This window comes from Sulfitobacter alexandrii, from assembly GCF_001886735.1.
GTDB classification, from domain to species: Bacteria; Pseudomonadota; Alphaproteobacteria; order Rhodobacterales; family Rhodobacteraceae; genus Sulfitobacter; species Sulfitobacter alexandrii.
In genome coordinates, this window is the sequence record NZ_CP018076.1 from 1,807,161 (window position 1) to 1,832,040 (window position 24,880).

23 protein-coding genes and 1 pseudogene are annotated in these 24,880 nt (G+C 66.8%); 8 read left to right on the forward strand and 16 right to left on the reverse strand.

Annotation, left to right across the window (positions count from 1 at the left end; all coding sequences use genetic code 11):
- Positions 1 to 94: 94 nt before the first annotated feature.
- Together BOO69_RS08860 and BOO69_RS08865 are read left to right on the forward strand one after the other, a co-directional pair.
- Entirely contained in the window at positions 95 to 358 is a 264-nt protein-coding gene (locus BOO69_RS08860) for a hypothetical protein (RefSeq protein ID WP_071971834.1), read from the forward strand.
- On the forward strand, positions 358 to 1,134 hold the full coding sequence (locus BOO69_RS08865; protein WP_071971835.1) for an HpcH/HpaI aldolase family protein: 777 nt from the start codon (positions 358 to 360) through the stop codon (positions 1,132 to 1,134). Before BOO69_RS08860 ends, BOO69_RS08865 begins: the two co-directional genes overlap by 1 nt.
- 107 nt (positions 1,135 to 1,241) lie before the next feature.
- Here BOO69_RS08865 and BOO69_RS08870 read toward each other — a convergent pair whose 3' ends face one another.
- From BOO69_RS08870 to BOO69_RS08880, 3 genes are read right to left on the reverse strand one after another with little or no spacing between them, the layout of a single operon-like run.
- A complete protein-coding gene (locus tag BOO69_RS08870) occupies positions 1,242 to 3,443 on the reverse strand; it encodes a PAS domain-containing hybrid sensor histidine kinase/response regulator (protein WP_071971836.1) in 2,202 nt (733 codons plus the stop codon).
- A gap of 4 nt (positions 3,444 to 3,447) precedes the next feature.
- The gene (locus BOO69_RS08875; RefSeq protein ID WP_071971837.1) at positions 3,448 to 4,620 is read right to left on the reverse strand and encodes an FIST N-terminal domain-containing protein; all 1,173 of its coding nucleotides are present in this window, start codon (positions 4,618 to 4,620) and stop codon (positions 3,448 to 3,450) included.
- Positions 4,621 to 4,651: 31 nt separating this feature from the next.
- The gene (locus BOO69_RS08880; RefSeq protein WP_071971838.1) at positions 4,652 to 5,344 is read right to left on the reverse strand and encodes a response regulator; all 693 of its coding nucleotides are present in this window, start codon (positions 5,342 to 5,344) and stop codon (positions 4,652 to 4,654) included.
- Positions 5,345 to 5,580: 236 nt separating this feature from the next.
- Between BOO69_RS08880 and BOO69_RS08885 the strand changes: the two genes are divergently transcribed.
- On the forward strand, positions 5,581 to 6,093 hold the full coding sequence (locus BOO69_RS08885; RefSeq protein ID WP_071973737.1) for a CoxG family protein: 513 nt from the start codon (positions 5,581 to 5,583) through the stop codon (positions 6,091 to 6,093).
- An 8-nt stretch (positions 6,094 to 6,101) separates the two neighbouring features.
- Here BOO69_RS08885 and BOO69_RS08890 read toward each other — a convergent pair whose 3' ends face one another.
- The 5 genes from BOO69_RS08890 to BOO69_RS08910 are packed head-to-tail and all read right to left on the reverse strand — an operon-like array spanning position 6,102 to position 12,528.
- The gene (locus BOO69_RS08890) at positions 6,102 to 6,683 is read right to left on the reverse strand and encodes an amino acid synthesis family protein (protein ID WP_071971839.1); all 582 of its coding nucleotides are present in this window, start codon (positions 6,681 to 6,683) and stop codon (positions 6,102 to 6,104) included.
- On the reverse strand, positions 6,676 to 7,506 hold the full coding sequence (locus BOO69_RS08895; protein ID WP_071971840.1) for a UPF0280 family protein: 831 nt from the start codon (positions 7,504 to 7,506) through the stop codon (positions 6,676 to 6,678). The genes BOO69_RS08890 and BOO69_RS08895 overlap by 8 nt, the downstream gene beginning before the upstream one ends.
- Positions 7,503 to 8,936, reverse strand: coding sequence for a 6-hydroxynicotinate reductase (locus tag BOO69_RS08900; protein ID WP_071971841.1), 1,434 nt, complete (start codon positions 8,934 to 8,936; stop codon positions 7,503 to 7,505). Before BOO69_RS08900 ends, BOO69_RS08895 begins: the two co-directional genes overlap by 4 nt.
- Positions 8,933 to 11,680, reverse strand: a complete 2,748-nt coding sequence (locus tag BOO69_RS08905; protein WP_071971842.1) for a molybdopterin-dependent oxidoreductase — start codon at positions 11,678 to 11,680, stop codon at positions 8,933 to 8,935. Before BOO69_RS08905 ends, BOO69_RS08900 begins: the two co-directional genes overlap by 4 nt.
- A complete protein-coding gene (locus BOO69_RS08910) occupies positions 11,677 to 12,528 on the reverse strand; it encodes an FAD binding domain-containing protein (protein ID WP_071971843.1) in 852 nt (283 codons plus the stop codon). The genes BOO69_RS08905 and BOO69_RS08910 overlap by 4 nt, the downstream gene beginning before the upstream one ends.
- Positions 12,529 to 12,596: 68 nt before the next feature.
- Here BOO69_RS08910 and BOO69_RS08915 point away from each other — a divergent pair, with 68 nt between their 5' ends.
- Positions 12,597 to 13,028 (forward strand): MarR family winged helix-turn-helix transcriptional regulator, encoded by a 432-nt coding sequence (locus BOO69_RS08915; RefSeq protein WP_071971844.1) that lies wholly within the window; start codon positions 12,597 to 12,599, stop codon positions 13,026 to 13,028.
- A gap of 3 nt (positions 13,029 to 13,031) precedes the next feature.
- Here the strand turns inward: BOO69_RS08915 and BOO69_RS08920 are convergent, their stop codons facing one another.
- The 7 genes from BOO69_RS08920 to BOO69_RS08950 form a co-directional block, all read right to left on the reverse strand.
- The gene (locus BOO69_RS08920) at positions 13,032 to 13,451 is read right to left on the reverse strand and encodes a VOC family protein (RefSeq protein WP_071971845.1); all 420 of its coding nucleotides are present in this window, start codon (positions 13,449 to 13,451) and stop codon (positions 13,032 to 13,034) included.
- A gap of 31 nt (positions 13,452 to 13,482) precedes the next feature.
- Entirely contained in the window at positions 13,483 to 14,178 is a 696-nt protein-coding gene (locus BOO69_RS08925) for an ABC transporter ATP-binding protein (RefSeq protein ID WP_071971846.1), read from the reverse strand.
- Positions 14,178 to 14,870 carry an ABC transporter ATP-binding protein gene (locus BOO69_RS08930; protein WP_071971847.1) on the reverse strand — a complete coding sequence of 231 codons (693 nt, stop codon included), beginning with the start codon at positions 14,868 to 14,870 and terminating at the stop codon, positions 14,178 to 14,180. The genes BOO69_RS08925 and BOO69_RS08930 overlap by 1 nt, the downstream gene beginning before the upstream one ends.
- Positions 14,867 to 15,811, reverse strand: coding sequence for a branched-chain amino acid ABC transporter permease (locus tag BOO69_RS08935; protein ID WP_071971848.1), 945 nt, complete (start codon positions 15,809 to 15,811; stop codon positions 14,867 to 14,869). The genes BOO69_RS08930 and BOO69_RS08935 overlap by 4 nt, the downstream gene beginning before the upstream one ends.
- Entirely contained in the window at positions 15,808 to 16,734 is a 927-nt protein-coding gene (locus tag BOO69_RS08940; protein ID WP_071971849.1) for a branched-chain amino acid ABC transporter permease, read from the reverse strand. Before BOO69_RS08940 ends, BOO69_RS08935 begins: the two co-directional genes overlap by 4 nt.
- Positions 16,735 to 16,781: 47 nt before the next feature.
- Complete coding sequence (locus BOO69_RS08945; RefSeq protein WP_071971850.1) at positions 16,782 to 18,062, reverse strand: ABC transporter substrate-binding protein; 1,281 nt, start codon at positions 18,060 to 18,062, stop codon at positions 16,782 to 16,784.
- 114 nt (positions 18,063 to 18,176) lie between these two features.
- Entirely contained in the window at positions 18,177 to 19,553 is a 1,377-nt protein-coding gene (locus BOO69_RS08950; RefSeq protein ID WP_071971851.1) for a hypothetical protein, read from the reverse strand.
- 29 nt (positions 19,554 to 19,582) lie between these two features.
- Here BOO69_RS08950 and BOO69_RS08955 point away from each other — a divergent pair, with 29 nt between their 5' ends.
- The 4 genes and pseudogenes from BOO69_RS08955 (at position 19,583) to BOO69_RS08965 (ending at position 24,136) form a co-directional block, all read left to right on the forward strand.
- Positions 19,583 to 20,353 (forward strand): copper chaperone PCu(A)C domain-containing protein, encoded by a 771-nt coding sequence (locus BOO69_RS08955; RefSeq protein WP_071971852.1) that lies wholly within the window; start codon positions 19,583 to 19,585, stop codon positions 20,351 to 20,353.
- 125 nt (positions 20,354 to 20,478) lie between these two features.
- Positions 20,479 to 21,824 (forward strand): annotated as a pseudogene (locus BOO69_RS08960) (hydantoinase/oxoprolinase family protein); the annotation flags it as partial.
- A gap of 39 nt (positions 21,825 to 21,863) precedes the next feature.
- Positions 21,864 to 22,466: a hydantoinase/oxoprolinase family protein gene (locus BOO69_RS23410; RefSeq protein ID WP_237267607.1), complete on the forward strand. Its 603-nt coding sequence runs from the start codon at positions 21,864 to 21,866 to the stop codon at positions 22,464 to 22,466.
- Positions 22,463 to 24,136, forward strand: coding sequence for a hydantoinase B/oxoprolinase family protein (locus tag BOO69_RS08965; RefSeq protein ID WP_071971853.1), 1,674 nt, complete (start codon positions 22,463 to 22,465; stop codon positions 24,134 to 24,136). The genes BOO69_RS23410 and BOO69_RS08965 overlap by 4 nt, the downstream gene beginning before the upstream one ends.
- Here the strand turns inward: BOO69_RS08965 and BOO69_RS08970 are convergent.
- Positions 24,124 to 24,855, reverse strand: coding sequence for a proteasome-type protease (locus BOO69_RS08970; protein ID WP_071971854.1), 732 nt, complete (start codon positions 24,853 to 24,855; stop codon positions 24,124 to 24,126). The two genes, BOO69_RS08965 and BOO69_RS08970, sit on opposite strands and share 13 nt — an antisense overlap.
- Positions 24,856 to 24,880 lie beyond the last annotated feature (25 nt).

Below are 24,880 nucleotides of genomic sequence, written 5' to 3' on the forward strand. Positions count from 1 at the left end.
AACGATGCCCGGCAGGCTGCGGCGCAGGCGAAAAAGGGTGGCATCGGCGGACCGTGTATGAAACCTCTGGGATGCGAAACGAACTGGAATCAGAATGACACTTTCACCGGCCCGGCTGGGCGTGGATATCGGCGACATCAATACACCGGCTGCATGCAACGAGGTCGGCCATGGCCGCCTTGCCGGCATGACGGACGAATTCGGCTCTCCCGATCTCGTGGCTGTGGCGGGGTTCATGGTCGATACCTCGCGCCGGGCCGGGGTGCTGACCTTCAGTGCCGCCGGTGCGGGATACGGACCCGTCGCAGAACACATCGCGACCGTGGAAGAAGTGGGACGCAGGGGGGAGCCTGTCTGATGGAGATGCCGCGCAACCTGTTCACCCACGCCCTTGTAGCGGGCCAAAGCCAGCTTGGGCTCTGGATCACGCTTTCCAGCCCCTTTGCGGCGGAAGTCACCGCGCCATCGGGGTTTGACTGGGTGCTGATCGACATGGAGCACAGCCCGAACGACTATTTCAGCGTGCTGGGTCAGTTGCAGGCCTATGCACCGACACGGACCACGCCCATCGTAAGGGTCGAATGGAACGACCCCGTCGCGGTCAAGCGGCTGCTCGACCTCGGTGCGTCCGGCTTGCTGTTTCCGATGATCCAGAATGTCGAGGAGGCCGAGAAAGCCGTGGCCTCAACCCGCTATCCGCCCCGTGGAACGCGCGGATTCTCGGGCGCGTCCCGCGCGACCAAGTTCGGGCGCATTACCGACTATGCCACGCAGGTGGAGCGGGAAACGACCGTTCTTCTGCAGGTGGAAACCGCCGCGGCCGTGGACCGGGCGGAAGAGATCGGTGCGGTGGACGGTGTTCACGGCATCTTCTTCGGGCCCGGTGACATCGCCGCCGACATGGGCAAGGTCGGCAAGCCGATGGACGAGGACGTGTGGTCGCTGATCCGGCCCGCGGCGGAAAAGCTGATGGCGCAGGGCGTCCCCGTGGGCACGCTTGTGCAGGATCCCGCCTTTGCCGCCGACCTGTTGCGCGAAGGCTTCTCCTTTGTTGCCTGCGGGTCGGATGCCGTGTTGCTGGCGCGGGCGGCGGATGGCCTGCTGGCGGACATGAAGGACCGGACCGGACAATAGGCGTTCCACCGCCGGACAGTGGGACTACGTCCGGCGCGGCGCGCCCTGCAGAGAACCGCGAGGCGACGATTGTGCCAGTGCCCCGGTGGCGGACCGGGTCTGCCGCGTCAGTCCGCGCGGTGCGGGCCGTTCAGAAAGGCGAACAGCCCCTTCTTGTCGATGGGTTTCGGAAGCACGGTCACGTTCAGTTCACGGCACGCGCGTTCGAGGTCCAGCCCGCGGTTTGCCGAAATCAGCCGTGCGGGGATATCGCCGTAGCGCGCGCGGATCTGCTCGATAAGATCGAGGCCGGACATGCCCTCCCCCAACTGGTAATCGACCACCAGAGCGTCTGGCCTGAGGTCGATGTCATCAAGCAGTTTCATCGCCTCCTCGCCGTTGACGGCGTGGATCACCTCCGCGCCCCAGCTTTCCATCATCAGCGTCAACGCGTTGGCCAGCGTGTCGTCATTCTCGACCAGAAAGACGACGTCGCCCCTGCGGGTCAGGTTGGCAGCGTCGGCGTGGTCCTGCTCCTGCGTCTGCGGTGCCTGCCCGCCCTCGACGATCGGCAGGTCCACCCGGAACAGGCTGCCCCGACCCACCGAGGAACTGAGGCCCAGCCGGTGACCGAGCGATTTGCAGGCCCGTTCCACGATGGCCAGTCCCAGCCCGAGGCTATGCTCTGCCCGGTGCACGGACAGGCGTCTGAATTCCTGAAAGATCGCCTCCTGGTCGGTCTCCGCGATACCAGGCCCGGTGTCCCACACCTGAAGCTGCGCCACGCCGCCGCGGCGGCGCACCCCCACCAGCACCCTGCCCGTCTGGGTATACCGCACCGCGTTCGAGACAAGGTTCTGCACGATCCGCCGCAGGTAGCCCGGATCGCTGCGCACGGACAGGCCGCAGTCGACGAACCGCAGGTCGATCCCCTTGGCCTCCGCCACGGGTGTCAGTTCGTCCCGCAGCGGGCCCAGAACGGCCGCAAGCGCGACCGGCTGGATGTCGAAGGTCGGGCGATGGGCGTCGAGCCTCGAGATGTCCAGCAGCGCTTCGATGATCTGCTCGACAGAGGACAGCGCGGTTTCGGCCTTTTCGACGATCCCGCGCTGATCCGGCCCCGCCACCTGGTCCGAAAGGGCGGAAATGAAGAGCTTGGCCGCCGACAGCGGCTGCAGCAGGTCGTGGCTGGCCGCGGCGACGAAACGCGACTTGGAGGCATTGGCGCGCTCCGCCTCGGACAGCGCGATCCCCAGTTCGTGGGTCCGGCTCTGGACACGGCGCTCCAGCATCTCGTTCATCTCGGACAGCGCGCGCGCGGCTGCGCGTTCCGCACTGACATCCGTGAAACTGATCACGAAGCCCCGGTCGGGCATTTCCTGGGCGAAGATGCTCAATACCTGTTGATCGGTGCCCGTCACCTCGAAGGCGATGGGCTGCCGCCCTCCCTCCTGCATCGCCCAGTCGATCAGCATCCGGCTGTCGAAACTGTCGTGGAAGGTCAGTTGCCGGTTCAGCAGTTCCAGCAGCACCACGAAACTCCTGCCAAGGGCGGCGTCACGGGGCGGCAGATCCAGCAGGCGGTCCATTCGCCGGTTCCACCCGATGAGCTTGCGGTCCCGGTCAAAGATGCAAACCCCCTGATCCAGATGATCCAGCGTCGCGCGCAGGATCTGGGCCTGCTCGTCCCGCACTTTCTGGCGCTCTTGCCGTTCCAGCCGGATGATGTTGGTCACGTCCGTTTGCAGGATGACAGTGCCACCGCGCGCGGTGCGGTGCTCGCTGACCTGCAGCCAGCGATCGTGGATGAGACTGACATTGAAGACCACGTGGTCGTCGCGGTGCCGCCCCGTGCGCTGCCGCGCCCAGCCTTCCGGGCTCTGGCCGGGCGGGAGTGACAGAACCCGGCTGCCCGAGACGAGGCTTACATAGGCGTCAAAGGTCAGTCCCTCGCGCAGTTGCGGCACGATATCCGACAGATCGCGGCAGAACCGGCTGTTGAACAGAACCAGCCGGTCGCCGGGATCGAACAGCGCAAAGCCTTCGCTGATGGTCTCGATCGCCTCCGTCAGGTTTTCGCGCGCTATGGCGGTCTCGCGGTTCGCGACCTCCAGCCGGGCATTGGATTCCTGCAGCAGGTCCAGCGTGCGCTCAAGGTCGATGGTCCGCTCCCGCACCTGCACTTCGAGCAGCGCGGCACGTTCGAACTGGGCGTAGGCGGCGCCGGATTGCTCGTTCTTCTGCTCTACCTTGCGCATCAGCGCCCGCGTGATCTGCAGCAGTTTCTCGTTCTGCCGTTCAAGCGAATCCGCCGGATTGATCACCGACATGGGATCAGTCCGTATCGGGCTGGGGCGCGTAGATCGCGACGCCGGTCATCGTGTGATTGACGTGCAGCGCACCGATCTGTTCGCCGTAGGTGGAGAAGCCGATCACCCGGTGATCCGACAGGACAGCCGACATCGCACGGGTGGTCTGCTTCTGCTCCGCCTCGATCCGGCGCAGGACGCAGTCGCAGCCAACGATGTCCGTGAGCGGCCCGGCCGCTTCCAGTTCTTCCAGCTTGCCGCGCAGGTGCGCCACCATGTCCTGCGGTTCGGCCAGGGTCAGGACCATCCCCTCGTCGATGGCCGAGAAGAAAAGCAGCTCTCCGCCCTGTCTTACCTGCTGGATGGCGCGCACGTGGTGATCGCTTCCGATGCGCACGACCACCGGATGCGAGGCAAAGGTGAACTGGTCGAGCTGTTCGGGATCCTTGCCGACAAGGCGCGCGTACTCCCGCGCTGCGGGTTCGGCGTTGATCGACTTGACGATGCGCTTGTCCGGGTCGGCGCCCGTCACGACCATCTGGGTATCCGTCGGCACCAGATGATCGATGCTGAAGACCTTCACCCTGAGGTCCGACTGGATCAGCGTCAGCACGGCGGCGTTCTCGCACGACCGGCCGTTCAGCGCGACACGGGTGTGGCCAAAGTCCATCCCGTCTCCCGCGGAACCGCCGAACAGCGCCATGTCCCGCAATGCGGGTGCGATCGCGACGGTCAGCATGTCCTCGCGCAGCGACAATCCGTCCACCAGCAGAAAGGCGAAGCCATGCCGCTTGTCCGGACAGGACTTCTGCAGCGCGACGCGGTCCAGTGCGATGCGGTCCAGCACCGTCTGCGAGGAATGGTCCTGCAATTCCTCGATCAGGATGGATGTGGTGGCGAAATGCCTCCGGGGAAACCCGATGGCGATGATGGTGCCCTGGGCATAGCCGCCTGCCCCGATCTCGCCTGCCGTGGTGCAGGCGACGACGTCGGCACCGCCGAAGGCTGCGTGCGCCTCGCTCACCAGCCGGTCGAAATCGGCCGCAGGTGACAGGAACAGGGCAACCATTGCCAGCGGCTCGGTGCCCAGTTCCCGCGCCAGCGTGCCGACCGGATCGGCATGATCGGCGTCGACCTGGGCGCGGCGCAACGCGTGCCGTGACCCCGCTTGCGGTTCCAAGTCCTGCTGAATTGCCAAATGAAGTCTCCCTCGCGCCAGAATAGCGGGGCTATCCGTCGCTTGGCAACTGGGATGTGAACCGCGCCTCGTGTGCGACGAGAACCGCCTGTGTCCGGCTTTGGACACCCAGTTTCCGCATAATCGCGGTGACATGCGCCTTGACCGTGGTTTCCGCGATGGAAAGGTCATAGGCGATCTGCTTGTTCAGCTTTCCGGCACAGATGAGTTCCAGTATTCTGGCCTGCTGGTTGGTCAGGGACGACAGGTTTCGCAGGGTCGCGTTTTTTTCGGGCGCGGCTTCGCCGGGAACGAACCCGACCGGCGTATAGACCTGCCCGGCGCGGATGGCGGCGATGGCGTCCTTGAAGATGCCGCGCCGGCTGTGTTTCGGCACGAACCCCGAGGCGCCCGCGGCTATGGCACCGTTGATGACCGTGTTGTCCGTGACCGATGTGACGATGATCACATGCGCGCCAGCCGCCTGCCGCTTGAGCTTGAGAAGACCGTCCAGTCCGCTGACGTCGGGCAGGTTCAGGTCCAGCAGCACGAGGTCCGGCGGCGGTGATCGGTCCAGTTCCGCCAGCGCGCCGGAAAGTGAATTGGCGGTGCGGACATCGCGGTAGTCGGCGACCGAGCGCAGGGTCAGTTCGAGCGCGTCGCAGAACAGGGGATGGTCGTCGACGATCAGCGCCCAGTTGCTGTCGTTCGCAGGTCCGCTCGTCGTGAAATCGTGTGGTATCATACGAATACGCTAGCAGGATTCCGCCTCCGGGTATCTAGCCAAAAAGTCTCACCCCGCCGATGGACCTTCCCCGGTTCTGCGCTTCGTTTGGACGAACGGGATACCCACCAAAGTCGAATTTCGCCGTCGCGGCCCCCCTCCTACAAACAGGGAAAGCCCGGCCGGCCTCTCGGGGGTCGGCACACATGACACCGCTGGCGGTCGAAAACCGTGCCGGCAAGGAAAGGATCAGCGACATGAACCTGAGCGACCAGAAGACGATAGAGGCTGACCGCGAGACGGTGTTCGCGGCGCTGCTGGATCCCGAAGTCCTGAAAGCCTGCGTGCCGGGCTGTCAGGAAATGTCAGGCTCGCCCAAGGACGGTTTCGAGGCGACGGTGGTGCAGAAGGTCGGCCCGGTCAAGGCAACTTTCCGTGGTGCCGTGCAACTGAGCGACATGCACAGGCCCCAGCGGTTGACCATCACGGGCGAAGGCAAGGGCGGCGCCGCGGGTTTCGCCAAGGGCGGCGCGCAGGTCCGGCTGGAGCAGGACGGCCCCCGGACGGTCCTCCACTACGAGGTGGAAGCCAAGGTGGGCGGCAAGTTGGCGCAACTTGGCAGCCGGATCATAGACGGGTTCGCCAAGAAGATGGCGGACCAGTTCTTTTCCAACTTTCAGGATGTCGTGGGCGAAACCGAACCCGATGCGTCCGCCGAGACTCCGGACCAACCGGCCAAAAAGCGGTGGTTTGGCCTCAGCAAGGCGTAAGGCGGCGCTCAGCGAAGCCCGTCCTCGCCCTTCACCTGCCATGTCTCAAGGCCACCCATCCGCGCGTGGACCCGACCGCCGCAGGACATGGCAAGGGCAAACACGATCTCGTCCGCGCGGGGGCCGTCCGGCAGGCCCACCTCGATCCCGTCGAAATGGCTGCGCACGTAGGCCGCATTGATATGGCCCAGCGGAATGTCGAGCCGGCTGCCCACACCGCCGCGCTTCATGCAGGAGGGCACGATGGCGTTCGACTGCCCCAAGAGCCCGCGCATGGCGTAGCCGCCGGGAACATGCCAGAGCGCGCCATGTTCGAGCTCGCCGTTCTCTCCGACGATCGCACCCTTGCCATAGCCGTCGATGCCGTCCGCGCCGCCCAGTGCCGCGATCAGGCGTTCGCTCATCTCCGTGCCCAGTGGCTTGAGGTCCTCCATCGCCGGTTGCAGGTCCGGTTCGTAGCGCCCTGCGAACGGGTTTGATACGCAGGCCAGGATCGCGCCCAGCCTGCGCGGCCGGTCCGGTGCGGGGCCGCCGTCGTGCTGTACCTCTTCCAGGACAAGTTGCATCTTGCGGATGGGAAAGTCAGGCATCGATCATGGCTCCTTGGGAATGGGTGACGTGGACAGTGCGGCCCGCAAGGCAGAGCACGGCCTCGCGGATCAGACCGCGTGTGCACATCGCGCTGGCGAGCGCCTGTCCCCTTGCGAGGGCGGTCGCGATCTCGACCGGGTCGAGCGCCCCGACATAGGTTGTCACGCGCCGATCCCCCAGATCGCTGTCCGGGTCGAGAACCCGGGCAGGCGCCCGGCGGATGGCCGGATGATCGGGCAGATCGACCGCGTTGGCGATCAATGTCGCGGCGACATCAGCGTCGGCGGCAGTCGCGGCGGCGACGGTGACCGCATCCGCGATTCCCAGAGAGTGGCTGCGGCCCTGCCACCCCGAGGTCGCGATGCCGCGCACCGGGTCATCGGCGGTTATGCGGATGGCCCCCGCCGGGCCCTGCGCCATGATCTCCTGCCCCGGTCCGAGGTGGAACGCGACGTCGCCGCCGTTGTTGACGTAGACCTTGCCGGGATTCTGTGCGTCCAGTATCGCCGCCAGCACTTCGTCCGCGACCGATCCCGCGACAGCGGCCATGGGCGTGACGAACACGCCCGAATGGGCGCCGACGGCCCGGACCATGCGGCGGGCCACCGGATCGTTGACGCGGGTGTCCCGATCGACCGGCCTGCGCAGCATCGGCAGTTCGGCCGCAAGTCCGGTCAGGATCGTGCCGAAACGCGCCGTCGCCGCCCTGTAGCATGCCGTGACATCGCCCCCGGTCACCTCGATGATCAGGTCGATGGGACCGTGGTGCAGGTGCAGGCGCCGTCCGTCGGCGAGGATATGTGCCTGTGGTCCGGCGCTCACGACCCGTCCCCTATGACCCGCGCCGCGCGGCCGTAGTCTCCGCCCCTGGCCAGCACATCGTCGAGGTCGCGCACCTTTCCGCTGTGTCCGCCCAAGGCCTCGTAGTCGGCGCGGCGCACGGTGAATTCCAGCGGGGCGACCAGCGCGGGCGTGGGGACATGGCCGAAGGCCCCGGCAGGCACCTGTGTCACGTCCACCATCACCGTGATCCCGCCCCCCGGCCAGCGGTACGTGGGCGCGCCGCCGATTGTGACACGGGTCTGGTCCAGCTTCACCGAGTTGGTCAACTGGATCGGGTTGCGCGTCACCCCCGAGCGCAGCGATCCCCCCGCGCCCCCCATGAAGAGCACGGTGCAGAGCGCCGGTTCGCAATTCTCGGCGATGAGATCGACGGAGGGTTTCAAGGCATCCGGCATCGGCCGTGGTTTCGGCACCAGATCGTCGTTCAGTACGTAGTAGGCCGCGTGCTCGCCCGTGGTCGACACCATGAGCAGCGTCAACCCCGGCCGGGCTCCCTTTTCCGCGCGCCATGGGCCTAGAATGGTCAGGGGATCGTCGATGTCGGTGCCGCCCCAGCCGAGGCCCGGTTCGGCCACCTTGAAATAGCGGCCCGGCGTGGACCGCCTGCCCTTTATCCGGATGCCGGTTTCCGGCCAGTCGATCACCTTGCCCGCCTGGTGTTCCGACACGACGCCGGTGATGTGGTCGTCCACCACCACGACGTCATCGACCAGCCCCTGCCACTGGACCGCGAACATGCCTATGGTAGCGGAACCGCAGCCGACACGCATCCGGTGCTCCTGCTGGCCGTCCACGATGGGCGCCTTGCCCGCCTGCACCACCACGGTCGAGCCGCCGTCGATGGCGAGCTCGACCGCCTCGCCGTTGCACAGCCGCAGGAGCGTGTCGCAGGTCACGCGGCCTTCGGCCTTCTCGCCCCCGGTCAGATGATCGACACCGCCCAGCGACAACATCTGCGAACCGTATTCCGAGGTCATGACGTGGCCCACGGCCTCGCCCTGCACGCGCACGGTCGCGGCTTCGGGGCCGAGGTGCCGGTCCGTGTCGATCTTCACCTTGACGCCGCAATAGGAAAAGATCGCTTCGGTCACCACGGTGACGAAGTCCACCCCCTTGATCTCGCGGCTCACGATGAAGGGCGCCGGTTTGTAATCTGGGTAGGTCGTGCCGGCCCCGATGGCGGACACGATGACGTCATCGCCCGATGCGGTTGTCCCGTCCCAGTCGGCGGCAAGGAACGGTTTGATGGCGTCGCCCTTGGCGATGCGCCGGTCAAGGATGGTCAGCGGATCGCAGCGGATGATCTGGCCGCCGGCGTTCGCGTACCGGTCGCAGGCCCCGGCGCGGCCCTCGGCGATGTAGCACATGACCGGACAGGCATCGCATCGGATCTTGTCCGCGGCGGTCATGCGCGGGCCGCCTGGATCGCGGCCAGCACCCGGTGCGGCAGCGCCGGCACCTTGGTGATCTTCGCCCCGGAGGCATCCCTGATCGCGTTCAGGATCGCGGGTGCGGTGGGGATCAGCACATGTTCTCCCAGCCCCTTCGCCCCGAACGGTCCTTCGGGATCCGGCTTTTCGATCAGGATGGACGTCACCGGCGGCATGTCCCCGATCGTGGGAACGAGATAGTTGTGCAGGTTTTCCGTCAGGCCGGGCAGGTATTCCTCCATCAGCGCGAGGCCGAGACCCTGCGCGATGCCCCCCTCGATCTGGCCCTCCGCCAGCAGTGGGTTGATGGCGCGGCCCACGTCATGGGCGGCCACGATCCGGCGCACCCGCACCGTGCCGAGCGCCATGTCCACCTCCACTTCCGCCATCTGCGCGCCGTAGCCGTAAAGCGCGTAGGGCGTGCCCTGCCCCTCGGCGTCGAGCGCCGTGGTGGGCGGATCGTAGGTTTCTTCCGCCGCGATGACGTAGCCGTTGGCATCCACGGGCATGCCGGACAGGTCGATCTCGCGGTTCTGGCCGCCCTTCGAGACGGACAGCCGCCCCGGTGAGAGCGTGATGGCATCCGCGTCGGCCAGGTTGGTCAGGCGCAGGATCGCCTTGCGAAGCGCGACGCCGGCGGCTTCGGCGGCGCGGCCGGTGATGAAGGTCTGCCGCGAGGCGGAGGTCTTGCCGCAGTCGGGCGTCAGCGCGGTGTCAGGGCCGATCAGGTCGATCGCGCCCAGGGCGACACCAAGCGCGTCGGCGGCGATCTGGGTGATGACCGTGTTCGACCCCTGCCCGATGTCCGTGGCGCCCTGATGCAGCTTTAGCCGTCCTTCGGCGGTGATGCCGATGCGGATGGTGGACGGGTTCGGCAGGGCCGTGTTGCCGCACCCGTACCAGCAGGAGGCGACCCCGATCCCCCGCTTGAGCACGGAGGACCCCGCATTGAAGGCGGCGACGGCTTCCTTGGCTTCCTGCCAGTGCGGCTCCAGCGCCTCGAGGCATTCGACCAGCCCGACGGCCTTCATGACCTGCCCGCAGGGAGACCTGTCTCCGTCCCGCAGGGCGTTTCGGTGCCGGAAGGCCAGACGATCCATGCCGCAGGCCAGCGCGAGGTCGTCGTACAGCATCTCCTGCGTGATGGCCGCCTGCGGCACGCCGAAGCCGCGAAAGGCGCCCGACGTGGGGCCGTGCGTATGAACCGCCCGGCTTGTGGCGCGATAATTGGGCGTTAGGTACGGTCCCGACGCATGGACGGGCACGCGGGTCGCCACCGTCGGGCCCCAACTGGCATAGGCGCCGGTATTGAACTCGCCGTGAAAGATCATCGCGGTGATGCGCCCGTCGGCATCTGCGCCGATGGTGGCCTCCATGGTACCGGGATGGCGTTTCGTGCTCGCCTGCATCGACTCGGTGCGGCTGAACACCATGCGGCAGGGTTTGCCGGTCTTCAGCACCGCCAGGCCGAGCAGCGGTTGCAAGGTGATATCCAGTTTCGAGCCGAACCCGCCGCCCGCCGCCGCGGGAACGATCCGCAGGCGATCCTGCGGCAGGCCCAGCACCCTCGCGGTATCCTCGAGGTCCATGACAGGTGCCTGCGTGCAGGCCTGGATCACCAGCACTTGGCCGTCCATCCATGCGGCCCCCGCCTCGGGTTCGATATAGGCATGCTCGACGTAGGACGTCTCGAACCGGCCCGTCACCACGTGGGCGGCCGCCGCCAGTGCGGCGTCGGGCGCCCCGCAGGCGACCCGGCCCCGGATCAGCGTGTTCTCGGGGCGATCGGCGTGCAGTTGCGGGGCGTCCGGCGTGGCGCCTTCCGCTTCGGTGAGGACATGGGGCAGCGGTGTCCAGGTCACGGGGAACGTCCCCAGGTCCAGCGGTTCGACCGCTTCGGGGTCTCCGACGACCAGCGCCACCGCCTCGCCGCGGTACCGGGCGACCTTCTCTGCCAGCGCGGGCTGGTCGGCCAGCGGCGGGATCACGCCATACCGGTTCTCGCCCCGGATATCGGCCGCGGTGATGACGCAGGCAACACCGGGCGTGTTCGCGGCCCACGCGTCGATGTCGCCCAGTTCGAACGCGGCATGGTAATGGAGGCTGCGTACCGCCCTGACCAGCAGGGCCCCGTCGGGCACGTGATCCGCCCCGAAAACCTCGGTGCCGTCCACCTTGCGCTGCCCGTCGAGCCGGGGCACGGCCCGGCCCACCGACCGACCGGCCGACACCGGTTCCGGCGGCTCTTCGGGCGCATGGACGGACATGACCGCCGAGATGATCTTGCGGTAGCCGGTGCAGCGGCACAGCACCCCGGCAAGCGCGTCCTCGACCTGCGCCGCATCGGGGCGTGGTGTCTCGCGCAGCAGTTCCATCGCAGCCATCATCAGCCCCGGCGTGCAGATGCCGCACTGTGCGGCACCCTTCGACAGAAAGGCCCGTTGCAGCCGGCCCCGCAACGCCGGCTCGGCGGTTTCAAGGGTTTCGATCCGTCTGCCATCCGCCTGCCGCGCCGGCACGAGGCAGGCGCATTCCTGGCGTCCGTCGATGAGGACCGTACAGGCGCCGCAGTCACCCGCATCGCAGCCGACCTTGACGCTTTTGAGGTTCAGATCTTCGCGCAGCACCTCGGACAGGCGTCGCCCCGGCGCGGTCCGGACGCGCCGCGGCGCGCCCTCGATCATCAGCGTGATCGCGTCATGCCCTGTCCGCTGAACGTTCATGCCGCCTCCGCGCAGGTCCGAAGCGCCGCAAGGCACCGGCGCAGCAGTTCCGGCGCACCGATGCCCCGGTATCCGGCGGCGGCGCGCATGTCGTCCATGGGGCGCAGCGCGGCGGCGACATCGGCATCCGTGACGACCGCCGGATCCAGCGGCTTGCCGATCAGCGCGGCCTCGACCCGGGGCAGCCGCACGGCCACCGGTCCGCAGGAACCGACCGCGAGAGCCGCCTGCGCCACCACCCCATCCCGCAGCGCGATCCGGGCGGCGGTCATGGCAATCGAGATCACGAGGTAACGGCGCGCGCCGAGTTTCAGGAAATGGCCCCGCCCCTCCAGCGCCGCCTGCGGGATCAGCACCGCGGTCACGATTTCGCCCGGTGCAAGCGCGGTCAGGCGCGGACCGGTGATGAAATCGGACAGTGGCAGGCAACGTGTGCCGTTTGCGCCGGCGATTTCGACCTGCGCATCCAGCGTCAGCAAGGGCGGTACGCCGTCGGCGGCGGGCGAGGCGTTGCAGAGGTTGCCCGCGATCGTACCCCGGTTCTGAATCTGCCGCGCGCCCACCTCCCGTGCGGCCAGCTTCAGCCCATCGCAGGCGGGGGGCAGATTGGCGCGGATCAGGTCGGTCCAGGTCGTGGCGGCGCCGATGCGCAAACCCGCGTCGTCGCGGTGGATGCCCCGCAGACCGGCGATGCCCGTGATGTCGAGAACCTCGCCCAGCAATGTCTTGTGGTGGCTCAGGGGGAACAGGTCCGTACAGCCCGCGGCGATGCGACAATCCCCTGCCGCCAAATGCGCGAGCGCCTGTTCGAGCGTGTCAGGTCGGTGATATAGGGCGGTTTCGGTCATGGCAGCCCTGATTGCTGGTACACAAGCAGATGTTGCGGGAGGCCACGCAAACTGTCAATAATTTCCCTATGGGTGAAACAGAGATCACGAACGACATCTACCAACTGTCCACGCAGGTCGGATTCAACCTGCGCCGGGCGAACCAGCGGCATGTCGCGATCTTTGCCCGCCATGTCGACGGGCTGACGCCCACGCAGTTCGCCGCGCTCGCCCGGCTTTTTGAACAGGGACCGCTGTCACAGAACCTGCTGGGGCGCGAAACGGCCATGGACAGCGCCACGATCAAGGGCGTGGTGGAGCGGCTGAAAGCCAAGGGGTTCGTCAGTTCGCGGCCCGACATGAACGATCAGCGTCTGCGCCTTGTAGAGCTGACGGACGCGGGCCGCGCACAGTTCCGGAGAGCCGAGGCGCAGGCACTGGCCGCGCGGGCCGAAACGGTTGCGCCCCTTTCCGACGAGGAAGCGGCGCTTTTCGAGCACTTGCTGGCCAAGCTGGTCTGACCGTTACGCGTCATCCCGTCCGGGCTCGTCCGGATCATCCGAAAACAGCGCGATCTTGTTGCCCTGCGGATCCCGCAGGTAGCTGACGTAGAAATGCGGACCATAGGCGGCCCGGAAACCCGGTGCGCCCTCGTCCGTCCCGCCCGCCTGCAGGGCCGCCGCGTGAAGCGCGCGCACCTGCGACTGGCTGCGCGCCTGGAAAGCCGTCATGGTCCCGTTGCCCGCACTGGCCGGTCTGCCGTCGAAGGTAGGCTTGACGTAATAGTCGGGCAGCACGGGGCGCTGCCCGGCCTCGACCGGTAAGGCGTAGCTCAGTCCTTCGGGGCCTTCGCTGACCCCGTACCCCAGGGCAGGCAGAAAGGCGTCGTAGAACCGGCGCGCGGCAGCCATGTCATCCGCCCCGACCGTGACATAAGCAATCATTGAACATTCACCTTTCCCTGACGACCGGGCGTCAGACTCCCACGTATTGCTCGAACAGCCGTCTGTCGGCCCGAAGCCTGTCCGTCGCGACGACCTCGCGGCCATGCCCGTTCTCGATAAAGGCGACACGGTCCGCGATGGACAGGACCGCTTCGATCCGCTGTTCGACCAGGATGATCGCGACGCCTTCGGCGCGCAGCCGTTCGACGGTATCCCGGATCAGCCGGATCATGGAGGGTTGCAACCCCTCGGTCGGTTCGTCGAGCAGCAGCACCTTGGGTTCAAGGCACAGCGCGCGGGCCGTCGCCAGCATCTGCTGCTCGCCGCCCGACAGGGTCTCGGCCCGCTGGTCGAGGCGTTCACGCAGGCGCGGGAACATGTCGAGCACGCGTTCGCGGGTCTCGGCCCCCCGCCCGCGCGCCATCAGGCCGATCTGGATGTTCTCGGCCACCGTCATCTCGGTGAACAGCCTCCGGCCCTGCGGAATGTAGCCGATCCCGTGGCGCGGCACCTCGTGCGCAGGCAGGCTGCTGATCGGCGTGCCATCCAGCAGGATCTGGCCGCCGCCGAGGGGCAGCAGGCCCATGATCGCCTTCATCGCGGTGGACTTGCCCGCGCCGTTGCGCCCCATCAGGCACAGGACTTCGCCCGCGCGCACTTCGAGGCCGAAGTCGAACAGCACCTGAACGGGACCGTAGCCGGTGGATATGCGATCCAGTGTCAGCATCAGCCGGTCCCCAGGTAGGCATCCTGAACGGCCCGGTTCCCGTGAATGTCCGCCGGGGTGCCGGAGGCCAGGATACGGCCCATGTCCAGAACGGTGATCCGGTCGGCCAGTGCCATCACCACGTTCATGTTGTGCTCGATCAGCAGGATGGTGGTCTGGCCCCGAAGCTCACGGATCAGGGCGTTGAAGCCTTCTATCTCGCTTTCGGCGAGACCCTGTGTCGGCTCGTCGAGGATCAGCAGGCGGGGCTTTTGCGCGACACCCATGGCAATCTCCAGCAGGCGCTGGTGGCCATAGGCCAGATCCCCGGTCATCTGGTCGGCGCGGTCGGCCAGCCCGACCCGGTCCAGCGCGGCCAGTGCCGCCGCCCGGTCGCGGCTGCGCAGCGCCAGCGCGAGGTTGTCCGCGAGCGACAGACGCGCATAAACGGCCGTGATCTGGAAGGTATAGGCCATGCCGCGCCTGATCCGGGCATGCGCGGGCAGTGCGGTGACGTTCCGGCCTTCGAACCAGACTTCTCCCGAACTGGCCGGGATCCGCCCCGAGATCATGCCCACAAAGGTCGACTTCCCTGCCCCGTTCGGACCGATCAGCGCGTGAACCTCACCCTGCGGGAGCGAGAAATCGACACCGTCGACCGCTGTCAGCCCGCCGTAGATCCGCGTCAGCGCCTTTGTCTCAAGCAAAATCATGGCAGCCACGCCACCCAGCGCTTGCGGATCTCGCCCACCAGACCGGCCCGCGCAAAGAGCGTCAGCAAGACCAGCACGACCCCCGCGATCAGCATGTAGGCATTGGTCAGCCCGCTGGAATAGTCGATCAGGTAGAACATGAACAACGTTCCGACCAGCGGGCCGATCGTGGTGCCCGCCCCGCCCAACAGAACCCAGAGCAGCGGAAAGATGGAGTACTGCACCGAGGTGAAGGTCGCGCCGACATACCCGAAAAGCACGGCATACCCCGCGCCCGCCGCGCCCGAGATCGTACCCGATATCACGACCGCCGCCAGCTTGTGCCGAAAGACGTCATACCCCAGCATCCTGGTGCGTTCCTCGTTCTCGCGCACGCCGATCAGCACGCTGCCGAAGCTGACCTGCATCATCCGCGCGGTGATCAGCAGCGCGGCGGAGAAGAGTACGAGCGCGGCGAGGTAACGGGTCGTGGGGTCGGTCAGATCGAGGCCGCCGATGGCCCGCGCCGATTGGGCTATGACGAAGCCTTCGTCCCCCCGGGTCCAGGCGCCGAAATAGAGCACGGTCAGATACCCCGCCTGCGCGAACATCAGCGTCACGATCATGAAGGCGACCCCGATGGTGCGAAGGGCTAGCAGTGCCACCACGGTGGACAGGACGGCGGCGCAGATCAGGCCAACGGCAAAGGCGGGGATCACGCCGAGGCCGCCGTACTGCATCGCCAGCCCAAGCCCGTACATGCCGGCGCCAAAGAACATGGCGTGCCCGAGGCTCAGCAGCCCGGCATAGCCGAACAGCACGTTGTACCCGATGGCGTAGGTCGCCAGCACCATGATCCGCGCAAGGTTGCCCTGATGATAGCTGGGCAGCGCGAACGCCAGCACGAACAGCAGCGCAATGAGGCCGAGGTGAAGAAGCGTGGATCTTGCGCCGCTGCTCATGCCGGCTTCTTTCCGAACAGGCCCTGTGGGCGGAACACCAGCACGAGGGCCACCAGCAGGGTCGCGATGATCTTGGACAGGGTCGGGCTGAGAAAGACCGAGATGATGCCGTCGGACATGCCGATCAGCACCGCCGCCAGCACGGTGCCCCGGATCGAACCCAGACCGCCGATGATGACGACGATGAAGCTCAGCAGCAGCGGGTCGTGTCCCATCAGGTAATGCGCCTGCTGGATCGGCACGATCAGCACCGCGGCCAGCGCGGCCAGCCCGGCCCCCAGACCGAACACGACGGAATAGACCCGCGATACGGGTATGCCAAAGGCCAGCGCGGTTTCGCGGTCCAGCTGCGTGGCGCGCATCAACAGGCCTGCACGGCTGCGCGTCATCACCAGCCAGAACACCAGCAGGATCACGATGGCGGCAGCGATCACGAACAATTTGTAGCTGTTCGTGCTCAGCCCCCAGGGATAGAACATGGCGAACCCGTTCTCGCCCCATTCGAACCAGGGCAGCGCGATGCGGTGGCTGAAGGGCGGCTCGACCGGCCGCGCCTCGGGGCCGTAGGTCATCAGTGCCGTCTGCTGCAGGATGTAAAGCACGCCGATGGTCCCGACGATGGTCGCCTCGGGGTCGTACTTCACCGGTTTCAGGATCAGCCGGTCCACGAGGACCGCCACCAGCCCCGCGATCAGCGGCGCAACGGCCAGCGCGGCGACAAAGCCGACCGCCGGTTGCCCGCCGAAGGAGGTGGCGACGAACCACGCGATCACCGCGCCCAGCATGAAGAATTCGCCATGCGCCACGTTGACCACCCGCATGACGCCGAAAACGAGGCTGAGGCCGAGCGCCGTCAGCGCCAGTACCGCAGCACCGACCGCGCCCTCCAGCACGGCAAGAAGCAGGTGAGGTCCGAATTCCATATGTCAGATTGCGCCGGGCCGGGATGCGCACCCGGCCCGAAGTTTCCTCAGAAGGACATGGTCGTGTAGTCGACCTCGTCCGGATAGAGCGTATCCTCGATCGAAGTCGTGTGGACCTTGACCAGTTTCCCGTTCTCCACGCGCGAGATGTACTGCACGCCGAACACCTGGTGGGTCTTGCCGTTGAACCTTTTCGGCCCCTGCGGATGGGCGTCGCTCTCGGGCATGTCGGTCATCGCCTCGACCGCCTCGATCAGCTTGGCCCGGTCCTCTGGCCCCTGGTAGTTCGCGGCCTCCATGCCGGCCTTGATGATATGCAGCGTCTCCCAGCAGCCGAACATGTGCGCATAGGTCGACACATCCTTGGGGTCGGAAACCGACGCGCCGTTGGCATCGACGCCGACCGCCTCGCGGAACAGCTTGTCATGGCTGGTCTGGTCTTCCTGCGCGTAGCGGGGATTACCCTCCCAGAAATAGGTGCCTTCGAGGAATTCCAGCCCCGGCGACGCCAGATCGACCGCTTCGAGCGAGTCGATGAAACCGAAAATCTCGGGCCGCGAGGGGCCAAAGAATTCGCCCAGTTCCTTGACGAAGGTCAGAACGGCGGGGCCGACCATCACGTGATAGACCACTTCGGTATCGCGTGGGATCTTCGGGAAATACTTGGTGAACGAGGTTTCCGTCGGCGGGATCGCGATCATCTCCAGCACCTCGCCGCCCTGTTCCTTGATCGCCGCCGAGAAATAGTCGCGGTGGTCGTGACCGAAGGCGAAGTCGGGATAGATCATCGTGACCTTCTTGCCCAGGTTTTCAGACACGTAGGGGGCCATTGCCTGCACCTGGCTCTTCACGTCGGTGATGCCCGGTTGCAGGGTGTAGCGGTTCAGCATCCCGCTGGCCACGTGGTGCCCTTCGGAGACCACGAAATAGGGCAGCTTCAGCTCGCCCGCCGCGGGCGCCGAGCCGATCACCACGTGGCTGAACAATGTGCCGAATGCCACGTCGCAGTTCGACTGGTTGGCGAATTTCTCCAGCACTTCCGCGCCGCGCTTGGGGTCGGTGCCGTCATCCTCTGCCACGATTTCCACCGGGCGGCCATTGATGCCCCCCGCGTCGTTGATCATCTTGACGGCGGCCTCGGTGGTGCGCCCGTACCAGCGGCCATAGGCGGCGCCGATACCCGTCGAATGCTGCTGAAAGCCGATCCGGATCGGCGCGGCGGACTGAGCACTGGCAAAGCGGGCGGCGAGCGGCGCGGCGGCCAGCAGGCCCCCGGCGGCCGCACCCTTGAGCAAGGTCCGGCGATTGGTCATCGTTCTTGGTGTCATTCCAACTCTCCCTGTTGGGCGGGACCGCTTTCGGTTTCCCATGTGCCCCGAATGTTGTTTGCACACATGCAGTTTGTCCAGAATTTTCTGGGGCGCCGGGGGCAAAGCGGCCGCTCATGCCCCTTTCGGCGCTGCAAGAAGCCACAGACCGAGCATCGTGTAGGCGATCATGAACACGGACAGCGGCAGGGTTGCAAGGGCCGTGCGCGGCCCGTCGCCGAAGAGCCGCAGCGCGATGCGATGGGACAGCAGCACCGACCAGACATGGCCCAGCACGACCACGCCGGCCTGCGTCGTCCAGATCACCCGCACGCTGTCGATGCTGTTGAAGAACCCGGTCGTGACGCGGAAGGGTTCGATGCCCAGCCAGTCCGCCCCGCGTGCGAAGGGATCGCTGAGCGCCGCGACGCTGTACTGGATCTGGACCAGAAACGACGTGAGGTAATGGGCGATGTGATAGGCCAGCGCGATGGGCAGAACGCTCAGGGCCAGCCAGCCGAAAGCAGTGCCGAACCCGGTATCGGCCCGTGCCAGCCGCAGGCCCATCCAGACCGTCAGCGCGAACACCGCGACAAGTGCCTCGCAGGCCAGCAGGAGTCCGGCAAGGGTCTGGCCCACGACGGCAGACCGGCCGGGAAACTCCAGCGGGTTCACCCCGATGGTCCCCAGCCACCAGAACGTCTCGTTCAACCCGTCGAAGCTGCCCACGCCCAGGAGGCAGAGTGCGAAGATGCCTGCCGCGGGCATCGGCTTTTCTGCCAGAAGCCGCCACCCCGGTCCGCCCGCCCCGGCCGGATCGGAAAATCGCACAGGCGCAAGGCTGGCATAGGCGGAAAAGACGGCGGTTCCCAGTTCACCGTGGCGCAGCCAGCCGGGCCCGCACAGCATCATCCCGGCAAAGGTCGCGACCCAGTAGATCGCCACGAAGCGGGCCAGCCGGGCGGGATCGTCCGGCGCGATGTCCGCCAGCTGAAATGCGGCAAATCCCATCAGCAGGACAACCGCGGGCCACATCCCCACCCTTTCGGGCAGCGCGACGATCGGGCGCAGCGGTCCCAACACGCGGTAGAGACCGGTCCAGGGGTTGATCCACGACCACAGGTTGCCCACCACCGGGGCAAGGCTGACCGCGGCCATCCAGCCCAGGGTCCAGAAGCCCAGCGACATGAGGTTCGACAACGGATCGCGGGGGCCGAAGAACCCGAGGTAGACCAGAAAGATCAGGACAGCGAGCGCCGCGAGGCTCGTGATCTGGCGCGTCCGGGCGAAGGCGCGTGCGGCCAAGGCGCGATGCGCGAACAGATCCCGAACCGTCGCGCCGGGCAGCACGAAAAGCGCAAGCACCGTCAGCGCGACCGCCGCCACGCCCGCCGCGGAATAGACCCCGGTGGGCAGCAGCAGGACAAAGCCCTGTTCCGATACATGCGCCTGCGCCGGCAGCGGCAGACACGCCGCCAGCTTGACGGTTATGGCGATCTCACGCAGTCTCATGTGGGCACTCTGGCGACGGGAAAAGGGATTTGAAAGCGGCTTTTGTTCTCATAGGGCTGGCGCTGCTGACCGGCGCGATCTGGATGACCGGCGCAGGCGCGCCGTCCTCCCGTCTGCTGATCGGAAACGCCTTGGGTCAACCGATGGAAAACGGACAGATCGGCGCGTTCCTGAGCATCGACAACCAGGGCGCGCCCGATCGGCTGTTGTCGGTGTCCAGTCCCGTGGCGGATGCAAGCCTGTATTCTCCGGCGGCCGAGGGCGGGCTGCCGGTGCCGACCGGCACCTCCTCCCTCGCCCTCGATGCGGCGCACGTGCGCATCGCGCTGCCGGAAACAGCCGTCGCGCACGGCGACCTGATCCCTCTGACGCTGCGGTTCGAGACGGCGGGCGACGTGGCGGTCAAGGCGCGCGTTTCGGATCCCGCGCAGACCGGCGCCGCCGCAGAGGTCGGGCTGTTCGGCATGGGCGACATCTGCATCGTCGGCGACGGGGAGCCTGCGCCCGAGATCGCCATAGATACCGTGCGCGACGGCGACGGTTGGCTCTTGCGCATCACGGCGCAGGACTTCACCTTTTCCGAAGACCTCATGGGGCTTTACCACGTGCCGGGCATGGGCCATGGCCATGTCTACGTGGGCGGGATGAAACTGGGCCGGGTGTTTGCGCCGACCTACCGGATCGGGGCGCTGCCCCCGGGCGCCCACGAGGTCCGGGTCACGTTGAACACGAACGATCATCGCGCGTACGTGGTGGGCGATGTTCCGGTGACCGCGAGCACGATCATTACGGTTGACTAGACGGGCCGACTTCCGATCTTATTCGTATACAAGCGAGTTTGGCGAAAGGCGGCGGCGTGGTACAGTCCGGCATCAGGGGCAGCATCATCGGCGTGGATGTGGGCGGCACCTTCACCGACCTTGTCATGGTGGACGGTGCAAGCGGCGCCATGCGCATCGCCAAGACACCGACGACACTTGACAACCAAGCCTTCGGCGTGCTGGCGGCGCTCGACGAGGCGCAGGTCGGACTGGCCGGGGTCGGGCTGATCGTCCACGGCACCACCACGACCACCAACGCAGTTCTGGAACGCAAGCTGTCGCGCACCGGGCTGATCACGACGGCGGGTTTCCGCGACGTGCTGGAACTTGGCCGCCGGACCCGGCCCCAGGCCTACGGCATGACCGGGCAGTTCACCCCGATCATTCCCCGCGACCTGCGGCTGGAAGTTCCCGAACGCATGGATGCCCAGGGCAACGTGCTGGTCCCGCTCGACGAGGGCGCTCTGCGCGCGGCGCTGGAACGGCTGGTCGCGGCGGGCTGCGAGGCGCTTGTCATCCATTTCCTGCACGCCTACGCCAATCCCGCGCACGAGCGTCGCGCGGCCGAGATCGCGGCGGAGGTCTGGCCGAACGCTTACGTCACCACCGGCCACAGCCTGTTGTCCGAAAGCCGCGAATTCGAGCGGGGCGTGACGGCGGCGGTCAATGCCTCGGTCCAGCCGCTGCTGGAACGCTACGTGGCGCGCCTGCGCGATGAACTGGCGGCCAAGGGCTATCGCGGCGACGTGCTGGTGATGAACGGCAACGGCGGCATGGTGTCGTCCAGAGTGGTCGCGCAGGAGGCCGCGAAGACCGTGATGTCCGGCCCGGCCTCCGGCGTGATGGCGGCTGCCTATACCGGACGGCGGGCGGGCGAGTTGAACCTGCTGACCTACGACATGGGCGGCACGAGCACGGATGTGGCCCTGATCCGCGACGGCACGCCACCGGTGTCGAACGAGATCGAGGTCGAATACGCCATGCCGATCCATGTCCCGATGGTGGACGTGCGGACCGTGGGCGCCGGGGGCGGCTCGATCGCGCGGGTGAATGCCGCCGGTCTGCTGGAGGTCGGGCCGGAAAGCGCCGGGGCCGATCCCGGTCCGATCTGCTATGGCAAGGGCGGCACCCGGCCGACGATCTCGGATGCGAACATGCTGCTGGGCCGGCTGGACACGGCCAAGCTGAACGCCGTCGCCGGGGGCGTGGGGATGGATGAACTGGCCGCGATCTTTGAGCGCCAGCTCGGCGCGCCGCTGGGCGTCGATGCCTTTGGCGCCGCGGAGGCCGTGATCCGGATGGCGAATGCCAAGATGGCGGGCGCGATCCGAATGGTGTCGCTCTCGCTGGGGGCCGATCCGAGGGACTTCGCGCTCTTCGCCTTCGGGGGGCGGGGCCGCTGCACGCGGCGGCACTTGCCCGTGAACTGGGCGTCCCGCGTGTGCTGGTCCCTGCCCGGCCCGGCATCACCAACGCGCTGGGATGCGCGGTGGCCGACCTGCGCCACGACTTCGTGCAGACCCTGAACCAGCCGCTGGATGATCTGGACGCGGGCGCGCTGCACGCGGTGTTTGCAGACCAGTTGGCCAAGGGCGAGGCCGCGCTGGCGCGGGAGAACGTCACCGTCACGAAAGTCGCGCATCACTTCAGCCTCGACATGCAGTTTCTCGGGCAAAGTCACGTGGTCCGTGTCCCGCTGGAGGACGCGACCCCTTCCGTGGAAACCGTGCGGGAACGCTTCAACGCGGTCTACTGGCAGCGGTTCAAGGTGGATCTGCCGGAGATCCGCGCGAGAATCGTCAACGCGAACTGCTCGGTGATCGGGGTCTGTCCGCCGGTCGACCTCGGGCTGCTGATCGACGACGCCGGTCGCAGAGCGACCGCCGAGGCCACGGGCCGGCGCAGCGTGCGCTTCGATGGTGCCGCGGTTGATACCCCCGTCTTCTGGCGCGATCATCTTCCGGCGGACGTGACGCTCGACGGGCCAGCCATCATCGAGCAGCTGGACTGCACCACCCTGATCCCCCCCGGCGACCGGGTGGTCGGCGGCGTGGACGGCAACCTGACGATCCTGATCGGAGAAGCTCAATGACCGGCACCATCGACCCGATCACCCTGTCGGTCATACAGGCGGGCCTGCAACAGGTCTGTGACGAGATGGACCTGAGTTTTTCCCGCGCCGCCTTTTCCCCGGTGATCGCCGAGGCGAACGACCGGTCCGACGGGATCTATGCCGCCGAAGATGGCGCGCTGATCGCGCAGGGCGCCGGCGGGCTGCCGGTTTTCGTGGGCACGATGCAGTATTCCACCCGGACCCTGATCGAGATGATCGCGGCGGGCACGGCGCCTGCCCCGCAGCCCGACGACATCTACATCGTCAACGACCCCTACCTGGGCGGAACGCACCTGATGGATGTCCGTTTTGCCCGGCCCTTCTACCGCAAAGGCGAAATCTTCTGCTGGCTCAGCAATACCGGCCACTGGCCGGATACCGGCGGTGCGGTGCCCGGCGGGTTTTCCGCCTCCGCTACATCGGTCGAGCAGGAAGGGCTGCGCCTGCCGCCCGTGCGGCTGTTCAAGCAGGGCAAGCTGGACCCGGAGATTTATGCGATCATCTGTTCGAACATCCGGGTGGCCGACCAGCGGATCGGCGACGTCAAGGCGCAGGCCGCCGCCCTGATGGTGGGCGAAGACCGGCTGAACGCGCTTCTGGACCGGTACGGCGACGACGTGGTCCGCGAGGCGATCGCCGAACTGCGCACCCGGGCAGAGGCGCAGATGCGCAGCCTGATCGACGAGGTCGCGGACGGGACCTATTCGTCGACCGCATGGATCGACAGCGACGGGGTCGTGAACGCGCCGCTTGCGATCCGGCTGAAGATCACCAAGACACCGGGGCACATGACCTTTGACTTCGCAGGCAGCAGCCCGCCCTGCGCGGGGCCGATGAATTCGGTCCTCGCGACGACGCTGTCCTCGGTCTACCTCGCGATGCGGCATATCTTTCCGCAGGTGCCGATCAGCGCCGGCGCCTTCGCGCCGCTGGAGGTCATCCGCCCCGTCGGCACGTTCCTCGATGCGCAGTACCCCCGCCCGGTGTCGGGCTGCGCGGCGGAAGTCAGCCAGCGCATCGCCGAAGCGGTGTTCGGTGCGCTGGTGGAGGCGCTGCCGCACCGCGTCACCGCCGCCCCGGCAGGCACCAGCGGCAACTTCGCGCTGGGGGGTCACGACCCGCTGACCGGGCGCGACTTCGTCATGTATCAACTCTCGGGCGGCGGCTACGGCGGCAACGCGGATCACGACGGAATCGCCAACGGCTGTTCGACCATCGGCATTTCCAAGGCCCCGCCGGTCGAGATCATGGAACAGAACTTTCCGGTGCTCTACCATCGCTACGCGCTGCGGGAGGGGTCGGGCGGCGCCGGGCGTCACCGCGGCGGGCTCGGGCTGGATTACGAGCTGGAATTGCGCCGCGGCACGGCGCGCGCCAGTTTCGTCATGGATCACGGCCGGTTCGGCCCGCCGGGGGCCCTTGGCGGCGAAGACGGCGCGGTGAACGAGGTCGAAGTCTGGCGCGGCGGGGTGAAGTACACGCCCGAACACCTGTCGAAGGAACAGGACATCCCCCTGCAGGCCGGCGACCGCGTGCGCGTCAGGACCCCCGGCGGCGGCGGTTTCGGTCCACCGTCGGAGCGTGACGCCGCCCTCGCCCGCGAAGACCTCCGGCTGGGCCGGACCTCACGGTCGGCTCAGACGGAATAGCTGGGAAGCAGCTGGAAGGCGTCGCGCAGCGCATCGCCCCAGCCCGTGGAAATGGACTGGTAGACCGGGTCATCCTGTTCGATCCGCTTTTGTCGGGAGGTGTCGAAGGAGTCGGTCTCGTAGACCATCAGGTCGAACGGCAGGCCCACGGACAGGTTCGACTTCACCGTGGAGTCGAACGACACGAGCAGCAGCTTGATCGCTTCCTCGAAGCTCATTTCCTTGTCGTAGGTCCGCACGAGGATGGGCTTGCCGTACTTGGTCTCGCCGATCTGGAAAAACGGCGTGTCGTCGGTGATTTCGATGAAGTTGCCCTGCGGATAGACCAGATAGACGGTCGGACGCCCCTCGCCGATCTGGCCCCCGACGATGACAGACGCCGAGAACTGGTCGTCCGAGGTCTGGCCGTTGGGCGAACTGTCGGCGATCACCTCCTTGAGGGTGGATCCCACGAGGCGCGCGACCTGGAACATCGTGCTCTGACGCAGGATGCTGGGATCACGTTCCTCCTGCGACTTGGACCGCTCCTCCAGCAGGCTGATCATCGCCTGCGTCGTCGCGAGGTTCCCCGCCGTCATGATGGTGACGACCCGTTCGCCGGGCGTGCACCAGGTGAACATCTTCTTGCTGGTCGCGAAATTGTCCACGCCCGCGCTGGTGCGGGTGTCCGACATGAAGACCAGCCCCCTGTCGATCCTCATCCCGATGCAGTATGTCATCCGATTTTCCGAAAATGGTGTGCGA

Bases quoted from the DNA above. Each gene is read 5' to 3' on its own strand.
- BOO69_RS08950 (WP_071971851.1), bottom strand. From the start codon at position 19,553: ATGAGACTGCGTGAGATCGCCATAACCGTCAAGCTGGCGGCGTGTCTG.
- BOO69_RS08915 (WP_071971844.1), top strand. From the start codon at position 12,597: ATGGGTGAAACAGAGATCACGAACGACATCTACCAACTGTCCACGCAG.
- BOO69_RS08930 (WP_071971847.1), bottom strand. From the start codon at position 14,870: ATGATTTTGCTTGAGACAAAGGCGCTGACGCGGATCTACGGCGGGCTG.
- BOO69_RS08865 (WP_071971835.1), top strand. From the start codon at position 358: ATGGAGATGCCGCGCAACCTGTTCACCCACGCCCTTGTAGCGGGCCAA.
- BOO69_RS08880 (WP_071971838.1), bottom strand. From the start codon at position 5,344: ATGATACCACACGATTTCACGACGAGCGGACCTGCGAACGACAGCAAC.
- BOO69_RS08860 (WP_071971834.1), top strand. From the start codon at position 95: ATGACACTTTCACCGGCCCGGCTGGGCGTGGATATCGGCGACATCAAT.
- BOO69_RS08925 (WP_071971846.1), bottom strand. From the start codon at position 14,178: ATGCTGACACTGGATCGCATATCCACCGGCTACGGTCCCGTTCAGGTG.
- BOO69_RS08890 (WP_071971839.1), bottom strand. From the start codon at position 6,683: ATGCCTGACTTTCCCATCCGCAAGATGCAACTTGTCCTGGAAGAGGTA.
- BOO69_RS08900 (WP_071971841.1), bottom strand. From the start codon at position 8,936: ATGACCGCCGCGGACAAGATCCGATGCGATGCCTGTCCGGTCATGTGC.
- BOO69_RS08905 (WP_071971842.1), bottom strand. From the start codon at position 11,680: ATGAACGTTCAGCGGACAGGGCATGACGCGATCACGCTGATGATCGAG.
- BOO69_RS08920 (WP_071971845.1), bottom strand. From the start codon at position 13,451: ATGATTGCTTATGTCACGGTCGGGGCGGATGACATGGCTGCCGCGCGC.
- BOO69_RS08935 (WP_071971848.1), bottom strand. From the start codon at position 15,811: ATGAGCAGCGGCGCAAGATCCACGCTTCTTCACCTCGGCCTCATTGCG.
- BOO69_RS08870 (WP_071971836.1), bottom strand. From the start codon at position 3,443: ATGTCGGTGATCAATCCGGCGGATTCGCTTGAACGGCAGAACGAGAAA.
- BOO69_RS08945 (WP_071971850.1), bottom strand. From the start codon at position 18,062: ATGACACCAAGAACGATGACCAATCGCCGGACCTTGCTCAAGGGTGCG.
- BOO69_RS08910 (WP_071971843.1), bottom strand. From the start codon at position 12,528: ATGACCGAAACCGCCCTATATCACCGACCTGACACGCTCGAACAGGCG.
- BOO69_RS08970 (WP_071971854.1), bottom strand. From the start codon at position 24,855: ATGACATACTGCATCGGGATGAGGATCGACAGGGGGCTGGTCTTCATG.
- BOO69_RS08965 (WP_071971853.1), top strand. From the start codon at position 22,463: ATGACCGGCACCATCGACCCGATCACCCTGTCGGTCATACAGGCGGGC.
- BOO69_RS08885 (WP_071973737.1), top strand. From the start codon at position 5,581: ATGAACCTGAGCGACCAGAAGACGATAGAGGCTGACCGCGAGACGGTG.
- BOO69_RS08940 (WP_071971849.1), bottom strand. From the start codon at position 16,734: ATGGAATTCGGACCTCACCTGCTTCTTGCCGTGCTGGAGGGCGCGGTC.